Origin of the sequence: Halomonas sp. LC1 (assembly GCF_030247125.1) — a bacterium.
GTDB lineage: Bacteria > Pseudomonadota > Gammaproteobacteria > Pseudomonadales > Halomonadaceae > Vreelandella.
Genome location: NZ_JASSPG010000007.1, coordinates 59,891 through 78,995, shown reverse-complemented (window position 1 = coordinate 78,995; position 19,105 = coordinate 59,891). Strand labels below are relative to the sequence as shown.

Annotated in this window: 16 protein-coding genes; 12 read left to right on the top strand and 4 right to left on the bottom strand. The window is 54.3% G+C overall.

The features are described from left to right. Positions 1 to 200 precede the first annotated feature (200 nt). The 9 genes from salA to QIT27_RS12340 all read left to right on the top strand — a co-directional run bounded on the left by salA (position 201) and on the right by QIT27_RS12340 (position 9,475). Positions 201 to 1,505 carry a salicylate 1-monooxygenase gene (gene salA / locus QIT27_RS12380; protein WP_285264009.1) on the top strand — a complete coding sequence of 435 codons (1,305 nt, stop codon included), beginning with the start codon at positions 201 to 203 and terminating at the stop codon, positions 1,503 to 1,505. Between the two features lie 337 nt (positions 1,506 to 1,842). Then, complete coding sequence (locus tag QIT27_RS12375; RefSeq protein ID WP_285264008.1) at positions 1,843 to 2,961, top strand: muconate/chloromuconate family cycloisomerase; 1,119 nt, start codon at positions 1,843 to 1,845, stop codon at positions 2,959 to 2,961. A 73-nt stretch (positions 2,962 to 3,034) separates the two neighbouring features. Next, positions 3,035 to 3,325, top strand: a complete 291-nt coding sequence (catC, locus tag QIT27_RS12370; protein WP_285264007.1) for a muconolactone Delta-isomerase — start codon at positions 3,035 to 3,037, stop codon at positions 3,323 to 3,325. A 60-nt stretch (positions 3,326 to 3,385) separates the two neighbouring features. Then, a complete protein-coding gene (gene catA, locus QIT27_RS12365; protein ID WP_285264006.1) occupies positions 3,386 to 4,357 on the top strand; it encodes a catechol 1,2-dioxygenase in 972 nt (323 codons plus the stop codon). A 75-nt stretch (positions 4,358 to 4,432) separates the two neighbouring features. Continuing rightward, positions 4,433 to 5,800 (top strand): Rieske 2Fe-2S domain-containing protein, encoded by a 1,368-nt coding sequence (locus tag QIT27_RS12360; RefSeq protein WP_285263997.1) that lies wholly within the window; start codon positions 4,433 to 4,435, stop codon positions 5,798 to 5,800. 33 nt (positions 5,801 to 5,833) lie between these two features. Beyond that, positions 5,834 to 6,322, top strand: coding sequence for a benzoate 1,2-dioxygenase small subunit (benB, locus tag QIT27_RS12355; protein ID WP_285263996.1), 489 nt, complete (start codon positions 5,834 to 5,836; stop codon positions 6,320 to 6,322). Positions 6,323 to 6,351: 29 nt separating this feature from the next. Then, positions 6,352 to 7,377 carry a benzoate 1,2-dioxygenase electron transfer component BenC gene (benC, locus tag QIT27_RS12350; RefSeq protein WP_285264005.1) on the top strand — a complete coding sequence of 342 codons (1,026 nt, stop codon included), beginning with the start codon at positions 6,352 to 6,354 and terminating at the stop codon, positions 7,375 to 7,377. Continuing rightward, positions 7,374 to 8,159: a benzoate diol dehydrogenase BenD gene (benD, locus tag QIT27_RS12345; protein WP_285264004.1), complete on the top strand. Its 786-nt coding sequence runs from the start codon at positions 7,374 to 7,376 to the stop codon at positions 8,157 to 8,159. Before benC ends, benD begins: the two co-directional genes overlap by 4 nt. 71 nt (positions 8,160 to 8,230) lie before the next feature. Then, complete coding sequence (locus tag QIT27_RS12340) at positions 8,231 to 9,475, top strand: benzoate/H(+) symporter BenE family transporter (protein ID WP_285264003.1); 1,245 nt, start codon at positions 8,231 to 8,233, stop codon at positions 9,473 to 9,475. 201 nt (positions 9,476 to 9,676) lie between these two features. Here the strand turns inward: QIT27_RS12340 and QIT27_RS12335 are convergent, their stop codons facing one another. From QIT27_RS12335 to QIT27_RS12320, 4 genes are all read right to left on the bottom strand, one after another. Then, entirely contained in the window at positions 9,677 to 10,801 is a 1,125-nt protein-coding gene (locus tag QIT27_RS12335; RefSeq protein WP_285264002.1) for an NAD(P)-dependent alcohol dehydrogenase, read from the bottom strand. A gap of 52 nt (positions 10,802 to 10,853) precedes the next feature. Further along, a complete protein-coding gene (locus QIT27_RS12330) occupies positions 10,854 to 12,320 on the bottom strand; it encodes a benzaldehyde dehydrogenase (RefSeq protein WP_285264001.1) in 1,467 nt (488 codons plus the stop codon). A 135-nt stretch (positions 12,321 to 12,455) separates the two neighbouring features. Continuing rightward, positions 12,456 to 13,406: a transporter gene (locus QIT27_RS12325; RefSeq protein ID WP_285264000.1), complete on the bottom strand. Its 951-nt coding sequence runs from the start codon at positions 13,404 to 13,406 to the stop codon at positions 12,456 to 12,458. 246 nt (positions 13,407 to 13,652) lie between these two features. Next, entirely contained in the window at positions 13,653 to 15,545 is a 1,893-nt protein-coding gene (locus QIT27_RS12320) for a sigma-54-dependent Fis family transcriptional regulator (RefSeq protein WP_285263999.1), read from the bottom strand. Positions 15,546 to 16,092: 547 nt separating this feature from the next. On the opposite strand from QIT27_RS12320, the gene catA (QIT27_RS12315) reads away from it, so the two are divergent. From catA (QIT27_RS12315) to benB (QIT27_RS12305), 3 genes are all read left to right on the top strand, one after another. Then, positions 16,093 to 17,064 (top strand): catechol 1,2-dioxygenase, encoded by a 972-nt coding sequence (gene catA / locus QIT27_RS12315; protein WP_285263998.1) that lies wholly within the window; start codon positions 16,093 to 16,095, stop codon positions 17,062 to 17,064. A 75-nt stretch (positions 17,065 to 17,139) separates the two neighbouring features. Continuing rightward, positions 17,140 to 18,507, top strand: a complete 1,368-nt coding sequence (locus tag QIT27_RS12310) for a Rieske 2Fe-2S domain-containing protein (protein WP_285263997.1) — start codon at positions 17,140 to 17,142, stop codon at positions 18,505 to 18,507. Between the two features lie 33 nt (positions 18,508 to 18,540). Beyond that, entirely contained in the window at positions 18,541 to 19,029 is a 489-nt protein-coding gene (gene benB, locus QIT27_RS12305) for a benzoate 1,2-dioxygenase small subunit (protein ID WP_285263996.1), read from the top strand. The last annotated feature ends 76 nt before the right edge of the window (positions 19,030 to 19,105 follow it).

Genomic DNA, 19,105 nt, shown 5'->3' with positions numbered 1-19,105 from the left:
CTTGCGCCTCGCAGCGTATTCCACAATAGTCGAATGTAGCTGTCAGAGAGGTTTTTAACTGTTTGATTCATCTTGTTATTAGTGCCGTTTATAGTCTGAATGAAGGAAGCTGTGTGGTGGCAGTTGACGCTTCCAAATAGCGTTAGGGGGAGAGCATAGTGCTCAACATATAACGATAAGCCCCTGAGCAGAGTTAAATCATGGTAGCTAACAGCACAGTAGCAAATACACAGCCAAAACGTTTTTCGATTGGCATCATCGGTGGTGGCATCGGAGGGGTCGCCTTCGCCGTTGCATTATCCCGTGATAGCCAGCTTGATGTTCAGCTTTTCGAAGCTGCTCCCCAGTTTTCTGAAATTGGTGCTGGCGTTTCCTTTGGCCCAAATGCGGTAAAAGCCATTCAGCTGTTGGGGTTGGAAGACGCTTACCAGCGTATTGCCGACTCTTCCCCAGCACCTTTTGAAGATGTTTGGTTTGAATGGCGGCGTGGTAGTGATGACGCGTACTTAACCGCCAGCTTAGCGCCAGGTGTGGGCCAATCTTCAGTACATCGAGCCGATTTTCTGGCTGCCATTGTCGCCAATCTACCAGAAGGCATCGCTCACTTCGGCAAGCGCTGTGTCAAGGTGAATCAAGATACTGATAGCGCCACAGCCTTTTTTGACGATGGCACTCACTTCACGGGTGATGTGATCATCGGGTTTGACGGCATTAAGTCGGCAGTGCGCCATCATGTGTTACCCCCAGAGCAGTACGGCGAAATTATACCTTTCTGGAGTGGCACTTACGCTTATCGCGGCATGATTCTCACCAGGAACCTAGAGGTTGCTCTAAAAGCTAAAGGCAGCGAGAGGCGCTTGGCATTGGTGCCTCAGATGTATCTTGGCAAAGATCGCCATATTCTGACCTTCCCGGTTAAGCAGTCCCAACTGGTTAATGTTGTGGCTTTTATGACGGATCGTTCAACACCGCACCCTCAGTTGCCTGAAGGTGAAGAGTGGGTAAAAGTCGTGACTCAAGCAGAAATGCTGGACGTATTTGAGGGTTGGAGTCCGGCTTGCCAAGCCATTCTTGAATGCATTTCTGAGCCAACGCGCTGGGCGCTGCATGAGTTACCTGAGCTTGCCCGCTACCATCGTGACCGCGTGCTGATTGTTGGTGACGCCGCTCATGCACTTGTGCCGCATCAGGGGGCTGGAGCCGGTCAGGCGCTGGAAGATGCCTACGTGCTAGCGAGTCTACTGACCGATGAAAGCTGTCATCGTCATAGCGTCCCTAATGTGTTGGCTGCGTTTGAGCAGGTGCGCCGCGCGCGGACCTGCAAGGTACAGAGGACGTCGCATGAGGCAGGGGATGTCTATGAATATGCCGGTGTTGGCATTGGCGATGATGAAGCAAAGCTGATCGAAAACCTGGAAACCCGCTTCGATTGGCTCTGGAATCACGATCCGCACAACGATGTTGTCGCCGCACGGCGGCGTTTAGCAAGTCATAGTTTGGCATGAACGCCCATTGGTAGCCACTTTCGCCTTATGCTTTTGTCGCAACCCCCTCTGCCCCTATTCAGAGGGGGAAGTATGCTCGTCAGTATTTGATAGTTTTATCATATGCTTTTGGTAATTAAAGATTTTTATATGATTTCTGCACAGCGTTGCGTAATGCAGAGTCTATTGATAGACACAGCGCGATAGGAGCGCGTTGCGAGTGCGCTAGTGCACAGGGTGAATCATGCACTGGTGATACCTCCTTGGTATGGCTAGGCACTTAAACAATATTGGTTCCGTCTTCTCGCGCCTATCAAACTAATTTCCAGTTAAATGATTGCCAGACGCCGGAGCTGCCATGTCAACCGTCATCCAACATATTGAGACGCTGTTGGTCGATTTACCGACCATTCGTCCTCACAAACTTTCCATGACTACCATGGCCTGCCAAACCATGGTCATAGTGCGCATGCGCCACTCCGACGGTATAGAAGGACTCGGTGAAGGCACCACCATCGGTGGCCTCGCCTATGGACCCGAAAGCCCGGAGAGTATTAAGCGTAATATCGACACTTACTTGGCACCTCTCCTGATAGGTCAGCCCTCCAACAATGTCCACCAGTTGCGTTCCCGCCTTCATCGCCATGCCCGTGGCAATATGATTGCTAAATCGGCGCTTGAGACTGCGCTATTAGATGCTCAGGGGAAGCGGTTGGGGCTGAGTGTGGCCGAATTGCTAGGGGGCGCTCGCCAAGAACACTTACCTGTACTTTGGACATTGGCCAGCGGTGATACCGCTAAAGATATTGATGAAGCGATGCTGCGTTTAGAACAGCGTCGGCATTGCGATTTCAAACTGAAAATCGGTGCCAACCCAGTAGATCAGGATGTGCGGCATGTGGCAGCCATCAAAGAGGCATTGGGAGATCGTGCCAGCGTGCGTGTGGACGTTAATCAGGCTTGGGATGAATCCACGGCGGTACGTGGGATTCAGGCGCTGCAGGACGCCGGTATTGACCTCATCGAGCAGCCGATTCACGCCCGTGAACATGCCGGTCTGGTGCGGTTAGCAAACCGCTTCAATGTGCCCATGCTTGCGGACGAAGGTGTTCAGGATGCCCGCGATGGGCTGGACCTGATATGCAGCGGTTTTAGTGGCGCGTTCGCCCTGAAAATTGCCAAATCCGGCGGTCTTCATGGCGCGTTGGAACTAGCGCACATCGCCCAGGCGGCTGGGGTCGGCCTCTATGGCGGCACCCTGCTTGAAGGCACCATCGGTACTGCCGCTTCACTTCATGCTTGGGCAACGTTGCCGGAAATGGCCTGGGGAACCGAGATGTTTGGTCCATTGCTGCTCAAAGATGACATTGTTGTTGAACCCCTTAACTACACCGAGTTTGGTGTAGAGCTGCCGCGAGGCGTGGGTCTAGGCATCACACTTGACGAAGATAAATTGGCTCACTATTCGCGTAAATAAACGCACGTAAATAGAACCCATATAAATAAAGTAACCGTTTGCGTGTTAGCCCGCGATACAAGAGGAGAGACGTATGCTGTTTCAAGTAGAGATGACCGTTAAGCTGCCGCCAGATATGCCAGCCGAGCAAGCGGCCAAAATTAAAGCCACTGAAAAAGCGTATTCACAAGACCTGCAGCACCAGGGTAAGTGGCGGCACTTATGGCGCGTGGCGGGCAGTTACTCAAACGTCAGTATTTTTGACGTAAAAGACAATGCTGAGCTGCAAGAGTTAGTCAGCAACCTGCCTCTGTTTCCTTATATGGACATTAGCGTCAAGCCGCTGTGTCGCCACCCTTCTTCGATCCGTGACGACGACAGTTAATTATCTGCAGAACACGCCAGTTTTTTATAAAACAATAGTCTATAAAAAAGAGGTTTCACTATGACCGTAAAGATTTTCGACACGCCCGACGTTCAAGACTTCATTAAGACTGTGGCTGGCTTCGACCAGGCCGGCGGCAACGACCGCGCCAAGCAAATCGTTCATCGTTTGGTCGGCGACCTGTTCAAATTGATCGACGATTTCGACGTCACCGAAGAAGAGTACTGGGCGGCGGTTAACCTGCTCAATGCTCTGGGCAGCCAGACCCAGTTCGGCCTGCTCTCGCCTGGGCTCGGTTTTGACCACTTCCTCGATATGCGCCAAGATGCCATCGACGCCGAAGCCCAGCGTACCGGCGGTACGCCGCGGACCATCGAAGGCCCGCTGTACGTAGCCGGCGCTCCGGAAGCCGACGGCTTTGCCCGCCTGGACGACGACGATACCGATGGCGAGACCATGTGGTTGACCGGCCAAGTACGTGACGTCGACGGCACCCCGATTGCCGGTGCCAAGGTCGAGATCTGGCACGCCAACTCCCTGGGCGGCTACTCCTTCTTCGACCCCTCTCAATCCGAGTACAATCTGCGCCGCACGATTTATACCGACAGCGATGGCCGCTACACCGCGCGCAGTATTATCCCCTCCGGCTACGGCGTGCCCGAAGGGGCCCCTACCGATGTGGTGCTCAAGTCACTCGGCCGCCATGGCGAACGCCCGGCGCATATCCACTACTTTGTCTCGGCCCCGGGCCATCAGCACCTGACCACCCAGATCAATCTGGCAGGCGATCCCTACACCTATGACGACTTCGCCTTTGCCACCCGCGAAGAGCTGGTCGTGCCCGCCGAGCGGATTGAAGACCCCGCCGAGATCGCCAAACGCGACTTGGACGGCCCGTTCTCTCACGTGGTGTTCGACGTGGAGCTGGCACAAACCGACGCCGCCGAGCTGCAAGTCCGCCATGCCCGCCCACGGGCCAAAGAAGATGAGCAGGACCTTGCCAGCCAGCTTGCCGGAACCGCCAAGGTTTAAGGCCCGATCTTGATCAAGGCGAGCCTTCCCCTGGGCTCGCTTTAGCAAGACATAATAAATACGAGGAGAGAGCTCATGACCACACAGCTTGATCAGCTCGAAGCCCGCGTGCGCGACGCCGTCCAAGACGACCCCGCCCAGGGTATCTTCCGCTGCCACCGCAGCATGTTCACCGACCCCGCCTTCTTCGAACTGGAGATGAAGCACATCTTCGAAGGCAACTGGCTGTTCCTGGCTCACGAGAGCCAGATCAGTGAGCCGGGTGACTACATGACCGTCACCATGGGCCGCCAGCCGGTGATCATCACCCGCGACAAGCAGGGTGAACTGCACGGCCTGATTAACGCCTGCGCCCACCGCGGCGCCACCCTTTGCCGCCGCAAGCGTGGTAACAAAGGCACCTTCACCTGCCCATTCCACGGCTGGACGTTCAAAAACGACGGCCAACTGCTCAAAGCCAAAAACGAAAAGAACGGTGCCTACCCTGACCAGTTCAAACAGGACGGCTCTCACAACCTCAAACGCCTGCCGCGCTTTGAAAACTACAAAGGCTTCCTGTTCGGTAGCCTGAGCGACGACGTGCAGCCCCTCGAACAGCACCTAGGTGAAACCACCAAGGTCATCGACAACATCGTCGACCAAGCCCCTGAAGGCCTGGAAATCCTGCGCGGTACCTCGTCGTACACCTACACCGGCAACTGGAAGCTCCAGGCCGAAAACGGCGCCGACGGTTACCACGTCAGCTCCGTGCACTGGAACTACGCCTCCACCATGGAGCGTCGCAACTACGATGCGGGCGGCACCAAAGCAGTCGACGCCGACGGGTGGTCGAAAAGCAAAGGCGGCTTCTACTCCTATGAAAACGGCCACATGATGCTGTGGACCCGGCTGCTTAACCCAGAAGTGCGTCCGGTCTACCAACATAAGGACTGGATCCAGGAGCAGCTAGGCGACGCCCGCGCCGACTCCATCGTCAACCAGACGCGCAACCTCTGCCTCTACCCCAACGTCTACCTGATGGACCAGTTCTCCACGCAAATCCGCGTGATCCGTCCGGTCGCCGTTGACAAAACCGAAGTCACGATTTACTGCTTCGCGCCCAAAGGCGAAGCCGCCGAAGACCGGCGCGTGCGTATCCGCCAATACGAAGACTTCTTCAACGTCTCCGGCATGGGCACGCCCGACGACTTAGAAGAGTTCCGCGCCTGCCAAGAAGGTTACAACGGCGCGTTGGCCGAATGGAACGACCTCTCCCGTGGCGCCCAACAATGGATCGAAGGCGCCGACGAAACGGCCCAGGCGATCGACATGAAGCCCCTGCTCAGCGGCGCCTCCCCGGAAGACGAAGGGCTCTACGTGCTGCACCACAAGCACTGGGTCAGCGAAATGCTGCGCGCCATCGACAAAGAGCGCAGCCAATTTATCGCCACCGCGTCCGCCTAAACGCCCAGCGCCAGAAGAGAGGAGAGAAGTGCCATGAGCATTAGCTATCACGACATCCAAGCTTTTTTGTACCGCGAAGCACGACTACTCGATGACCGGGAGTGGGACGAGTGGCTCACTTTATATCGTCAGGACGCCGAGTTCTGGATGCCGGCCTGGGACGACGACGACCAGCTTACCCGAGACCCGCACAGCGAGATCTCGTTGATCTACTACCCCAACCGCGAAGGGCTGGAAGATCGCGTCTACCGGATCAAGACCGAGCGCAGCGGGGCGAGCACGCCGGAACCGCGCACCACCCACCAGATAAGCAACCTGGAGATCCTCTCGCAAGACGGTGACACGGTGGAACTGCGCTTTAACTGGCACACGCTCAACCACCGCTATAAGAAGACCGACAGCTTCTTCGGCACATGCTTCTACACCCTGGACGTGTCGGGCGAGAGCCCGCTGATCACAAGAAAAGTCGTGCAGCTGAATAACGACTACATCCATCAGGTTATCGACGTGTATCACGTGTGACCTGAGAGGAGAGGAGAGGAGAGTTAACCATGAGCTATACCATAGCCCTCAACTTCGAAGATGGCGTCACCCGCTTCATTGGCTGTAAAGAGGGAGAAACCGTTCTCGACGCCGCTTACCGGCAAAAAGTTAACCTGCCGATGGACTGCTCTGACGGCGTATGTGGTACCTGTAAAGGCCACTGCGAGCAGGGCGAATTCGACATGGGTGACGAATACCTGGAAGACGCGCTTTCTGACGAAGAAGCTGCAGAAGGCCAAGTGCTCACGTGTCAAATGGTGCCTTCTTCGGACTGCGTTATCCAAGTGCCCGTGGCCTCCACGCTGTGTAAAACACAGGTGGGCAAGGTTGAAGCCACTGTCACCGCGGTTGAGCAACTCTCTGAAGATAGCATTGAGCTAGCGGTTGAACTGGATGATGAGGAAGGCCTTGCCTTTTTACCAGGTCAATACATCCATATTGATGTGCCCGGTACAGAGGTACACCGTTCCTACTCCTTCAGCTCACTGCCAAGTGATAAGCGCGCCACCTTTTTGATCCGCAATATTCCCAATGGGGTAATGAGCGGCTACCTAACTGAGCGAGCGGCGGTGGGCGAAAAGCTTACGCTGACCGGCCCGCTGGGCAGCTTCTACCTGCGAGAAGTGAAACGTCCGGTGCTAATGCTGGCGGGGGGGACGGGGTTAGCTCCTTTTCTTTCCATGTTAGCGCAGTTGGTCGAAAAGGGGTGCAATGCGCCGATTCACATGATTTATGGCGTCAATAAAGACGATCACTTGGTCAAAACCGACGCCTTAGACGCCTTCGCTGAGAAACTGCCAAGCTTCAGCTACGCCACGGTGGTGGTTGATGAAGCCAGTGAGCATCCGCGTAAAGGGTATGTGACCCACCACATGGACGCTGCTGTCATGCATGACGGTGATGTGGACGTTTACCTGTGTGGCCCGCCTCCAATGGTCGATGCCGTGCTGAAATACTTTGACGCAGAAGGCATTGAGCCACAGAGCTTTCACTACGAGAAGTTCACCCCCAATGAAGCAGGGAGTACATCATGACACACCGCTTTCAAGGCAAAGTGATGGTGATTACCGGTGCAGCTCAGGGAATTGGGCGTCGAGTTGCTGAGCGCGCAGCCGCCGAAGAGGCGCGTTTAGTACTGGTAGATCGCAATGATTACATCCATGAAGTGGTGGCTGGAATCCGCCAGCAGGGATGTGAAGTGATCGCGGTACAAGCGGATCTAGAGACCTATGAAGGTGCTGAGAAAGTGATTCAGGAGACGCTTTCTCACTTTGGCCGTATCGATATTCTAGTGAACAACGTAGGTGGTGCAATTAACTTTAAGCCGTTTACCGAGTTCACTGAAGCACAAGTTGTCGCAGAGATTAACCGCTCTTTAATGCCCACGCTTTGGTGCTGCCGCGCGGTACTGCCCACCATGGTAGCGCAGGGTAGCGGCGTGATCGTCAATGTTTCTTCCGTGGCGGCGCGGGGCATCCACCGGATCCCCTACTCGGCGGCCAAAGGGGGGGTCAATGCGCTGACCGAGTCGCTGGCTTTCGAATACGCTGATGCTGGCATTCGCGTGGCTGCCGCTGCTATCGGTGGCACCGAAGCACCGCCGCGCCGGATTTCCCGCGGCACGCCCGAGCCTAGCAACGAGACCGAACGGGCATGGTTCCAGGCGCATATCGATCAGACCAAGCAGAGCTGTCTGATGAAACGCTACGGCACGCTCGACGAGATGGCCGCGCCTATTCTGTTCCTGGCTTCCGATGAGGCGAGTTACATCACCGGCAGCGTGCTGCCAGTGGGTGGGGGCGACCAGGGCTATTAGTAGGTTAAATAAGTCAATTCTAAAAAAGTGTTAAAGATAACTTTAAGCACAATAATCCCCTGGAGCAAACCGTGAAACATATTGAGAAAGGCGTCAGCCTAAGGCATGCGCCCCGCGATTTTCTGCGCGACCTCAATGCCGACAACGCCAGTACTGGACTAGTGGCGGGAATTTTAGGGCTCAGTGTTGGGGTGGTTCACATTAGCGCCGGCACCTCTGCCGGTCTCGATTCCTCCTTCATCATGATATGGGTCATCAGTTACTTGATGATCAATGGCTTGTTTGGGCTTTTCATGCCCGCCTATTATCGCTTGCCGCTGCCAATGGCCAACTCTATTCCCGGCGCCTTAATGTTTGCAGCAGTCATTCCTGTGATAGGGCTGGAGGCCGCATTAGGCGCTAGCTTGACTGCTGGCGTCATTACCTTAATCGCAGGTGTGACTGGCGTGATGGGTATTGTGATGCGCTTGATACCGATGCCGATTGTGATGGGTATGGTGGGCGGTATGTTGCTTAGCTTTGGTCTCAATATGGTGAAACCATTGGAAAGTGCCATTGTGCCAGCCTCCATCATGATTTTGGCCTTCTTCATTTCCGCACGGCTGTTTCGTAAAGTTCCACCGTTGGTCGTCGCGATGCTGGCAGGCATTCTTTATCTGATGGCAACGGGCGTTGACCTATCAGGTATTGAAGCAACCATACGTTTTCCTGAGTTCATCATCCCCGAGTTTACCTTTGGTGCTTTTCTCACCTATGGCTTACCACTCGCTATTATTCTGGTCGGCATGGAAACACCAGCAGGCGTTGGCTTAGTGAAGGGAATGGGCTACAAAGACGCCCCGGCTAACGCGATTACTGCTGTGGGTGGTTTGGGTACCATGGTGTCGTCATTCTTTAATCTACACAGTACGTGCATCGCGGCACCGATGACCGGCGTGTGCGCTTCGCCAGAAGCGGGGACTCACGACAAACGTTGGGTCGCAGCGGTGATTGCTGGGGCTATCTTCGTAGTAGCCGCGCCATTTTACGGCTATGTCGTTAGCTTGCTGGAGGCAACGCCGCGTTACTTCATTGCCATTATTGCGGGATTGGCACTCATGCGCGTGATTACCTCATCAATGGCGATCGCCTTTTCTGGTAGAAAGCATGAAATAGGCGCGTTGTTCGCTTTTCTGATTGCTGCATCCGGTATTCAGATTCTAGGCATCGGTGCAACGTTTTGGGCGTTGGTATTGGGCGTGGTCGTTTCAGCAATTTTCGAAACCAAGGACTTCGAGTTTATTTTCACCAGTGAGGTGGTCACCAAAAGCGGCTGACCTTTTATTACCTCTGTCACTCGATAATCATCCTCCTTTGCCCGTGTCTGCTATCGCTGCTCGGGCATTTTTATCCATAGCATTGGATAAAAAGGCCGATGGAGAATTCCCACCGGCAAAGGCTTGTTTTCAATGCACTTAAGGCGGTGCGCTGATGCTGCGTCCACTATAAGCTAGCCAGCATTAATGGACGCTACATGCTCAGCCATTCATCCGGATAATAGGCTTAAGCGTCATTCCCTCAGAACTATCGGCGGCTGCTTGGTTGATGTCCTCAAAGGAGTAGTACTTCACCAGCTTATCAAAGGGGAAGCGACCCTGTTGGTATAGTTCTACCAACTGAGGGATAAACTTTCTTGCCACGCTGTCTCCTTCGACGATACCGCGAATACTTTTTCCTCCTAAAAGGAGATCGTTCACATCAAAAGCGGCCTCGGTGCCCAAAGCAGGAGCCCCCACCACCCCTAGCATGCCTAGCCCACCAAGGGCGTCAACCCCTTGACGAAGTACCTCGGGACGCCCTGTAGATTCCAACGCGAAATCAACACCGCCTCCGCTTATTTGCTGAATACGCTCTACTACAGATTCCTCTTTAGAGTTGATGGTATCTGTCGCCCCCAGCTCTTTGGCTAGCTCCAGGCGTGAAGGGATGATGTCAATGGCAATAATGGTAGTGGCACCGGCAATTTTTGCTGCCATGATGGACGCAAGCCCCACGGCCCCTGCACCAAAGGCGGCAAAACGGCTTCCAGGCGTGACTTTGAGAGCATTGATAACGGCACCGGCGCCTGTCTGTATGCCGCAACCTAGTGGGCCAAGTAATTCAAGAGGCGCGTCTTTTGGCACTTTGACTGCATTGTTTTCCCGGCTCAGGGAGTAGGTAGCGAAGGAGGACTGGCCAAAAAAATGATCGTGCAGAGGCTGGTTGTTACCATCACGAATGGCTTGGTTGCCGTAGGGGTCACCACCGCTGAAATTGCGTCCAAAAAAGTCTTTACAGTACGATGCATGTCCGGCATCACAAGGGTTGCAAGCACCGCAGTATGCATAACTCAGGACGACGTGGTCGCCAATTTCAAGTGAGGTGACTCCAGGGCCTACGGCTTCCACAACACCTGCGCCCTCATGCCCCAATACGGCAGGTAACGGCACCGGATAATACTGATCACGTACGATCAGGTCTGTATGGCACATACCGGTCGCCACCACCCTGACCAGCACTTCGTCTCCCTGGGGTGGGCGAATGCTCGCTTTTTCTATTGTAAATTCAGCTCCTTTCTCTCGGGTGACTGCAACTGTGATGTCTGTGTGTGTATTGTTTGTCATGGTTCACCTCGGTATTGCGTTGCAATAAGAAATTTCTGGTTAAAGGCCGCATTTAAAGAGGGTAGGCGGGCGCCTCCCCCTTGAGCGTTAGCCACTGCCACTGCGTGAATTCATCCATATTGCTGCTCCCCCCCACGCTGTTTCCATTGCCTGAGGCGCCAACCCCGCCGAAGGGGTTGATGACTTCGTCATTCACTGTTTGATCATTAATGTGCAACAACCCTGTTCTTAGCTGCTCGCCTAAGCGTAAAGCACGGCCCACATCGCGCGAAATCACCCCGGCCGATAGCCCATACTCTGTATTATTGGCAAGTGCTACTGCCTCTGCGTCTGTGTCAAAAGGGATAACCACGGCAATAGGGGCAAACGCCTCCTCGTGAAAAATAGGGTTATCGGTGGTGACATCGCTGACGACCGCCGGCTTAAAGAAAAGCCCGTCGGTTTCACCACCCACGAGTATGTTGCCCCCGGACGCTTTTGCGCGAGACAGCAGGTCACATGCGTGATCCAGTTGGCCCTTGTCAATCAATGGACCGAGAGCGAATTTTCCACTGCGCGGGTCACCAACGCTTAAGCTGCGTGCTTTCTCTGTCAGGCGTTCGAGGAAACGATCATAGATGTCCCGCTGGACCAGAATGCGGCCGCTCGACATACAGATTTGACCCTGATGCAGATAGGCCCCCCAAGTGGCATTACTAATGGCCAAATCTAGGTCGGCATCATCAAGTATGATCAGCGAGTTTTTGCCGCCTAGCTCCAGCGATACTTTCTTAAGCAAACGGCCCGCGGTTTCGCCAATTTTTCGTCCTGCGGCTGTCGAGCCCGTAAACTGAATCATGGCAACGTTACGGTTCTCGACCAGTGCCGCCCCTGCTTCACCGCCTCCAGGCAGCATGGCAAGCACACCTTTAGGTAAGCCCGCTATCTCAAATAGACGCGCAATACTGACACCGCCACATACACTGGTGCGTGGGTCGGGTTTGAGTATGACCGCGTTACCCAATGCAAGCGCAGGGGCGACCGCGCGTATAGCGAGGTACAGGGGAAAGTTAAAAGGTGATATGACGCCGACAACACCCACAGGACGACGGCGTGCAATATTGAGACGGCCAGGTGTTGAGGGCATCAGCTCTCCCGCCGCACGTGAAGGTAACGAGGCGGCTTCATGCAGTACTTTTATTGATATAGCCACTTCAAACGCGGCCTTGGCAGGCGTTGAGCCGCTCTCGTCTATAAGCCAATGGATCAATTCATCTTGGTGTTCCTCAGCGGTACGGGCGGCTTGGCGCATGATAGCCGCACGCTCATCGTATGAAGTGTCGCCCCAAGCAATGGCGGCTTCATGGCTTTTGTCGGCGACGGCATCTAACTGCTCGCTTGTCGTGCTGCCAATATGGCCGAGAGTTTCGCTACTAGCAGGTGCCGTGACCGGCAATACATTGCCTGAACCGGCTACCCACTGACCTGTAAACACGTGCTCTTGCCATATGGTAGGTTTCAGTAATAGTGCATCGGACATGATGTTTCTCCTTTTCAATCGTCTCCCGCGTGCTCCAATAATCGGTGCTACGCCTTTCTCTAAGTTACCCCATTGCCTTAGCCAAAGGCCCAGGGGGCATATGCCATTGTGTTGTCGTTGCCAGTAGTTGCGTGTTCAGAATACTTTGGCTACACGAACATTAATGCGCTGGTCTTCCTTGAAGCCATTTTCAACATTAATGTCCTGGCCGTACTGCATCTGGAGTTGAAGAGTGGGCTGAACAAAGGTCGCGAACGTTGCCTGCCAACGACTGTTATCAAGTACGTCGTCTTGCCGAACACCGCCAACGGTCGTTTCGCCGCCGAAGGAGTGATAGTAGGAGAGGGCAAGGTGGCTTTGAGGGCTGAGTAAGTACTTGAAATGTGTCTGTAGGCTTTGGCTATCATTTTGCTCACGATGCGTACCTATAAAGTCATCGTTATCGCCGTAAGTCGCGTATTCGGCGATGACATCCAGCATAAAATCTTCACCAAGACCGGTGACGTAACCTGCTTGGAAAATGCCTTTCCAGCGGTTTTCACCGACATTAATGGGGCCATTAGAGGCGTCGTACTTTCCCGCAGGGATTGAGGCAAAGGCGGAGAAACCAAACCACTTTTGTTGATCCGGGTTGTTCACTAACCACGTAGTGGCGCCGATCATGGGATCGCCCATGCCACTAGAGGAGGTTGGCCCCATAGGGCCGAAAGGTGCTTTCAATTCAACCCTACCGAAAGGCAGTATTATCTGAGGATTGACGGTATACCCACCGATATCCATATAGTGAATAAATCGGGCTAAACCTATACGGGTATCGAGCTCCGTATCACCGCGAAGCAAATCACCGTTCGCGTAAACTGAATCCCGGCTAGCATGCTGTAAATAAAGCAGCCCTAGCGTACTGCCTTCGGGTAGTGGTACGTAGTCCCCCGGGTCTGTGGCAATTTCGGCGGCATTGGCGGTTAAAGTGGCGGTGGTGCTAAGCGTTAATGCTCCAGCCATCGCGAGAACATGTCGAATCTTTTTGCTCAGTGGGCTGCAGTGCATGGGCAGGCTATACGGCCGCATGTTATGTATCTCCATCATGCTTATTAATCTTGTATGGTGCCTGCAATCTTTAGCGAGAAGCATGCCAACTGAGACGGTCGTGAATATTTATTTTAAGTTGTTGAATTTTATGATCCCTAAGCGCTCCTTCAGGGCCTTGATATAGTGCGTAGGCGTCTCAAAGTGAGAGAAATGTCTTAACATTCTCATTTTGATACAGCTTTAGCTTAGGGTGTATGCGTCGCTCTTCTTTTGCTCCTATGCCATGAGGCCCAGCTTGGACGGCTATTTTATGCTCTGGATTTCTTTGATTTTGCGATACAGCGTGGCGCGGCCTATCCCTAGATGTTTGGCAGCTTTGCTGACATTGCCATCGGTCTTTTCTAAAGCTGCCTCAATCATATGCTGCTCTTGGGCCTTTAGTGTTGATGAGTAGCGCTTCCTTGAATGTTGAGGAGGGCTGTCAACGATCTCTGTGGGTAGGTGGCAAAGATCGATCAGATGATCGCTATCATCAGCCATTACATCAGCGTGTTTTAGGGCGTGGCGCAGTTCGCGTACATTTCCTGGCCAGGGGTAGTTCTCCATTCGTTTGAGGGCATCAAATGAGAGCTGACGCGTACCCTGGGTAACTTGTGAACACTGTTCTACTAAAAATGCCTGTAACCGCGAGCGCTCTCTTAAAGGTGGAATTCTTAGCGGCATCCCTTGTATGCGGTAAAGCAGATCATCACGGAAAGCACCTTGAGCTACGGCTGATGCCAGATCATGGTGAGTTGCACAGATTAACTGGAAGTTTACGCTTTTCGTCTTACCCGCCCCCAGGCGGCTCACTTCGTTTGTTTCCAGCACTCTCAGCAGCCTGGATTGAAGAGTAAGGGGCATATCCCCAATTTCATCGAGAAATAAGGTGCCGCCGTTGGCCTGCTCGATCTTACCCGGCGCGCCGCCACGGCGAGCGCCTGTGTAGGCCCCCTCGGTATATCCAAAAAGCTCGCTTTCAATCAATGTCTCAGGAATAGCGGCGCAGTTAATAGCGATGAACTCTCCTGTTTTGTTGCCACTCTGTTCGTGAAGAGTCTTGGCCATGACTTCCTTGCCTACACCGGTTTCTCCCAGAATCAATACGGGAAGACGCTTGTTAACAGCTCTCAGGGCAAGTGGAATCTGTTTGTTAAGAGTCGCGTCGCCAAAGTCGGGTACCGAGGCAACCGTTGACAAATGACGCTTGCTATCTTTGCAGGTCGCCGTTCCCTCAATCAGGCTTGTCTGATGCTGCACCGTGGGATTTAGTACGAAGGAAAGTCCGGAAGATGTCCGGCCTAACAATGGGGGGCGCTGACCCCGGGCGGCATCGGCCAGTTCGCCAAAGCGAAGATCAAATAGTTCCTGGAAGTTTTTCGGGGCATGGCCAGCGGTGAGGCCGATCACTTCGCGCACCTTCGGCGTCATACCCAGGATTTCACCCTCCGGGCCGAGGGCGATCAACATATCATTAGTCGTGGGTACTTTCTGCCAGCTTAGTTGCAGGGTCAAGTAGGGCCGTAGTTGCATGATCAAGCGATGTTCGATCGCCCGCGCGCACTGGGTGACGAGTGAAAGTGCACTTCCTGGGGCCAAACTATGCTCCCGAGTGATATCAATCGAACCAATCACTTGACCATAGGGGGAGATAATGGGAGCGGCCGCACAATTCAGCGATTGATTAGTGGTGTAGTAGTGCTCCGGTCCTGAAACTGCAACAGGTCTGCCAGCCGTAAGCGCGCAGCTCATCGCCGATGTCCCAATGCATTGCTCCGAGAGATTGACTCCAGGACGGAAGGCCTGCTTGAGCACCCTGCCGGAGTGAGCGTTAGCTTGATAGGTGCATAGAGCATGGCCTTGGTGGTCAGTGAGTAGCAGTGCGTAGCCCGCACCACTAATGGTGCGATGAAGCTGTTCAATTGGGATAGTGGCTGCATTAGTAAGATTTTGATTTTTTTGTTTAATTTCGTTAAATCTACTGCACGGTACCGTTTCGTATATGACCCGCTCAGTCACACTCTTGTGCTCGGCGATACAGCGTTTCCATGAGTTCAGGATCGCTTCGTCTATGATTCCATTAGGAATATTCCCATCTTGGAAGAAAGCCTTTCTAGCCTCACTCAGCCTTTGTAAGGGCGTCAGTTGTGTATTCATTTCTTATCCCTTTTCACTGCAATATTGTTCTATGTAGGCTTCAAATTCGGATGCGTTGCCAAGGATCTACTACATAAGAAAATATTAAATTGGTCATTAGAGCTTGCCTTGCACTGGCTTGTTATTCTTTTGTCGTAACCCCAAAATCTGTTGGATACCCTCTTAGGTGTGAAATGCTCTGTGCAAGGTTAACTAAACCCTACATAACAAAAAAAATAAATAAGCCGAGTATCCTTTTCGCAGAGCATTAAGAATTCTTGCATGTTTTTATTTATTTTTTTACATGTAAAACAACTGGTTATTTTTTAACAAAGCACTAGATAGCATTGATGCTTGTAGGTGATGGTGCCGCATCGAGATACCTATGAAGTATGGCAAGGAACTCAAACGATATTGGTCTGTTAAGTGGGGGCTAGTCGATATTACTGACGAACCGACAACAACTGTAGTCTTTAAGCCTATGATAGACGTACCCCAATCTCACCTCGAATGTTGCTGCTATCGCCGGGCCCCAAGACAACAAAAAAACCAACGATAGGGTTTCCTCATGACCGTGAAGATTTTCGACACGCCCGAAGTCCAAGCCTTTGTTAAAACCGTCGCTGGCTTCGACCAGGCCGGCGGCAACGACCGCGCCAAGCAAATCGTTCATCGTTTGGTCGGCGACCTGTTCAAATTGATCGACGATTTCGACGTCACCGAAGAAGAGTACTGGGCGGCGGTTAACCTGCTCAATGCTCTGGGCAGCCAGACCCAGTTCGGCCTGCTCTCGCCTGGGCTCGGTTTTGACCACTTCCTCGATATGCGCCAAGATGCCATCGACGCCGAAGCCCAGCGTACCGGCGGTACGCCGCGGACCATCGAAGGCCCGCTGTACGTAGCCGGCGCTCCGGAAGCCGACGGCTTTGCCCGCCTGGACGACGACGATACCGATGGCGAGACCATGTGGTTGACCGGCCAAGTACGTGACGTCGACGGCACCCCGATTGCCGGTGCCAAGGTCGAGATCTGGCACGCCAACTCCCTGGGCGGCTACTCCTTCTTCGACCCCTCTCAATCCGAGTACAATCTGCGCCGCACGATTTATACCGACAGCGATGGCCGCTACACCGCGCGCAGTATTATCCCCTCCGGCTACGGCGTGCCCGAAGGGGCCCCTACCGATGTGGTGCTCAAGTCACTCGGCCGCCATGGCGAACGCCCGGCGCATATCCACTACTTTGTCTCGGCCCCGGGCCATCAGCACCTGACCACCCAGATCAATCTGGCAGGCGATCCCTACACCTATGACGACTTCGCCTTTGCCACCCGCGAAGAGCTGGTCGTGCCCGCCGAGCGGATTGAAGACCCCGCCGAGATCGCCAAACGCGACTTGGACGGCCCGTTCTCTCACGTGGTGTTCGACGTGGAGCTGGCACAAACCGACGCCGCCGAGCTGCAAGTCCGCCATGCCCGCCCACGGGCCAAAGAAGATGAGCAGGACCTTGCCAGCCAGCTTGCCGGAACCGCCAAGGTTTAAGGCCCGATCTTGATCAAGGCGAGCCTTCCCCTGGGCTCGCTTTAGCAAGACATAATAAATACGAGGAGAGAGCTCATGACCACACAGCTTGATCAGCTCGAAGCCCGCGTGCGCGACGCCGTCCAAGACGACCCCGCCCAGGGTATCTTCCGCTGCCACCGCAGCATGTTCACCGACCCCGCCTTCTTCGAACTGGAGATGAAGCACATCTTCGAAGGCAACTGGCTGTTCCTGGCTCACGAGAGCCAGATCAGTGAGCCGGGTGACTACATGACCGTCACCATGGGCCGCCAGCCGGTGATCATCACCCGCGACAAGCAGGGTGAACTGCACGGCCTGATTAACGCCTGCGCCCACCGCGGCGCCACCCTTTGCCGCCGCAAGCGTGGTAACAAAGGCACCTTCACCTGCCCATTCCACGGCTGGACGTTCAAAAACGACGGCCAACTGCTCAAAGCCAAAAACGAAAAGAACGGTGCCTACCCTGACCAGTTCAAACAGGACGGCTCTCACAACCTCAAACGCCTGCCGCGCTTTGAAAACTACAAAGGCTTCCTGTTCGGTAGCCTGAGCGACGACGTGCAGCCCCTCGAACAGCACCTAGGTGAAACCACCAAGGTCATCGACAACATCGTCGACCAAGCCCCTGAAGGCCTGGAAATCCTGCGCGGTACCTCGTCGTACACCTACACCGGCAACTGGAAGCTCCAGGCCGAAAACGGCGCCGACGGTTACCACGTCAGCTCCGTGCACTGGAACTACGCCTCCACCATGGAGCGTCGCAACTACGATGCGGGCGGCACCAAAGCAGTCGACGCCGACGGGTGGTCGAAAAGCAAAGGCGGCTTCTACTCCTATGAAAACGGCCACATGATGCTGTGGACCCGGCTGCTTAACCCAGAAGTGCGTCCGGTCTACCAACATAAGGACTGGATCCAGGAGCAGCTAGGCGACGCCCGCGCCGACTCCATCGTCAACCAGACGCGCAACCTCTGCCTCTACCCCAACGTCTACCTGATGGACCAGTTCTCCACGCAAATCCGCGTGATCCGTCCGGTCGCCGTTGACAAAACCGAAGTCACGATTTACTGCTTCGCGCCCAAAGGCGAAGCCGCCGAAGACCGGCGCGTGCGTATCCGCCAATACGAAGACTTCTTCAACGTCTCCGGCATGGGCACGCCCGACGACTTAGAAGAGTTCCGCGCCTGCCAAGAAGGTTACAACGGCGCGTTGGCCGAATGGAACGACCTCTCCCGTGGCGCCCAACAATGGATCGAAGGCGCCGACGAAACGGCCCAGGCGATCGACATGAAGCCCCTGCTCAGCGGCGCCTCCCCGGAAGACGAAGGGCTCTACGTGCTGCACCACAAGCACTGGGTCAGCGAAATGCTGCGCGCCATCGACAAAGAGCGCAGCCAATTTATCGCCACCGCGTCCGCCTAAACGCCCAGCGCCAGAAGAGAGGAGAGAAGTGCCATGAGCATTAGCTATCACGACATCCAAGCTTTTTTGTACCGCGAAGCACGACTACTCGATGACCGGGAGTGGGACGAGTGGCTCACTTTATATCGTCAGGACGCCGAGTTCTGGATGCCGGCCTGGGACGACGACGACCAGCTTACCCGAGACCCGCACAGCGAGATCTCGTTGATCTACTACCCCAACCGCGAAGGGCTGGAAGATCGCGTCTACCGGATCAAGACCGAGCGCAGCGGGGCGAGCACGCCGGAACCGCGCACCACCCACCAGATAAGCAACCTGGAGATCCTCTCGCAAGACGGTGACACGGTGGAACTGCGCTTTAACTGGCACACGCTCAACCACCGCTATAAGAAGACCGACAGCTTCTTCGGCACATGCTTCTACACCCTGGACGTGTCGGGCGAGAGCCCGCTGATCACAAGAAAAGTCGTGCAGCTGAATAACGACTACATCCATCAGGTTATCGACGTGTATCACGTGTGATTTAGATCTGATGAGACAGGGATGTCGCTTACTGCTGTAAATGCAGCCAAAACAACTTCATAACAACTGAATCCTG

Coding starts and splice junctions, on each gene's coding strand:
- benC (WP_285264005.1), top strand. CDS start 6,352: ATGAGCTATACCATAGCCCTCAACTTCGAAGATGGCGTCACCCGCTTC.
- benD (WP_285264004.1), top strand. CDS start 7,374: ATGACACACCGCTTTCAAGGCAAAGTGATGGTGATTACCGGTGCAGCT.
- QIT27_RS12330 (WP_285264001.1), bottom strand. CDS start 12,320: ATGTCCGATGCACTATTACTGAAACCTACCATATGGCAAGAGCACGTG.
- QIT27_RS12320 (WP_285263999.1), bottom strand. CDS start 15,545: ATGAATACACAACTGACGCCCTTACAAAGGCTGAGTGAGGCTAGAAAG.
- benB (WP_285263996.1), top strand. CDS start 5,834: ATGAGCATTAGCTATCACGACATCCAAGCTTTTTTGTACCGCGAAGCA.
- catC (WP_285264007.1), top strand. CDS start 3,035: ATGCTGTTTCAAGTAGAGATGACCGTTAAGCTGCCGCCAGATATGCCA.
- catA (WP_285263998.1), top strand. CDS start 16,093: ATGACCGTGAAGATTTTCGACACGCCCGAAGTCCAAGCCTTTGTTAAA.
- benB (WP_285263996.1), top strand. CDS start 18,541: ATGAGCATTAGCTATCACGACATCCAAGCTTTTTTGTACCGCGAAGCA.
- QIT27_RS12375 (WP_285264008.1), top strand. CDS start 1,843: ATGTCAACCGTCATCCAACATATTGAGACGCTGTTGGTCGATTTACCG.
- QIT27_RS12325 (WP_285264000.1), bottom strand. CDS start 13,406: ATGATGGAGATACATAACATGCGGCCGTATAGCCTGCCCATGCACTGC.
- QIT27_RS12360 (WP_285263997.1), top strand. CDS start 4,433: ATGACCACACAGCTTGATCAGCTCGAAGCCCGCGTGCGCGACGCCGTC.
- QIT27_RS12335 (WP_285264002.1), bottom strand. CDS start 10,801: ATGACAAACAATACACACACAGACATCACAGTTGCAGTCACCCGAGAG.
- salA (WP_285264009.1), top strand. CDS start 201: ATGGTAGCTAACAGCACAGTAGCAAATACACAGCCAAAACGTTTTTCG.
- catA (WP_285264006.1), top strand. CDS start 3,386: ATGACCGTAAAGATTTTCGACACGCCCGACGTTCAAGACTTCATTAAG.
- QIT27_RS12310 (WP_285263997.1), top strand. CDS start 17,140: ATGACCACACAGCTTGATCAGCTCGAAGCCCGCGTGCGCGACGCCGTC.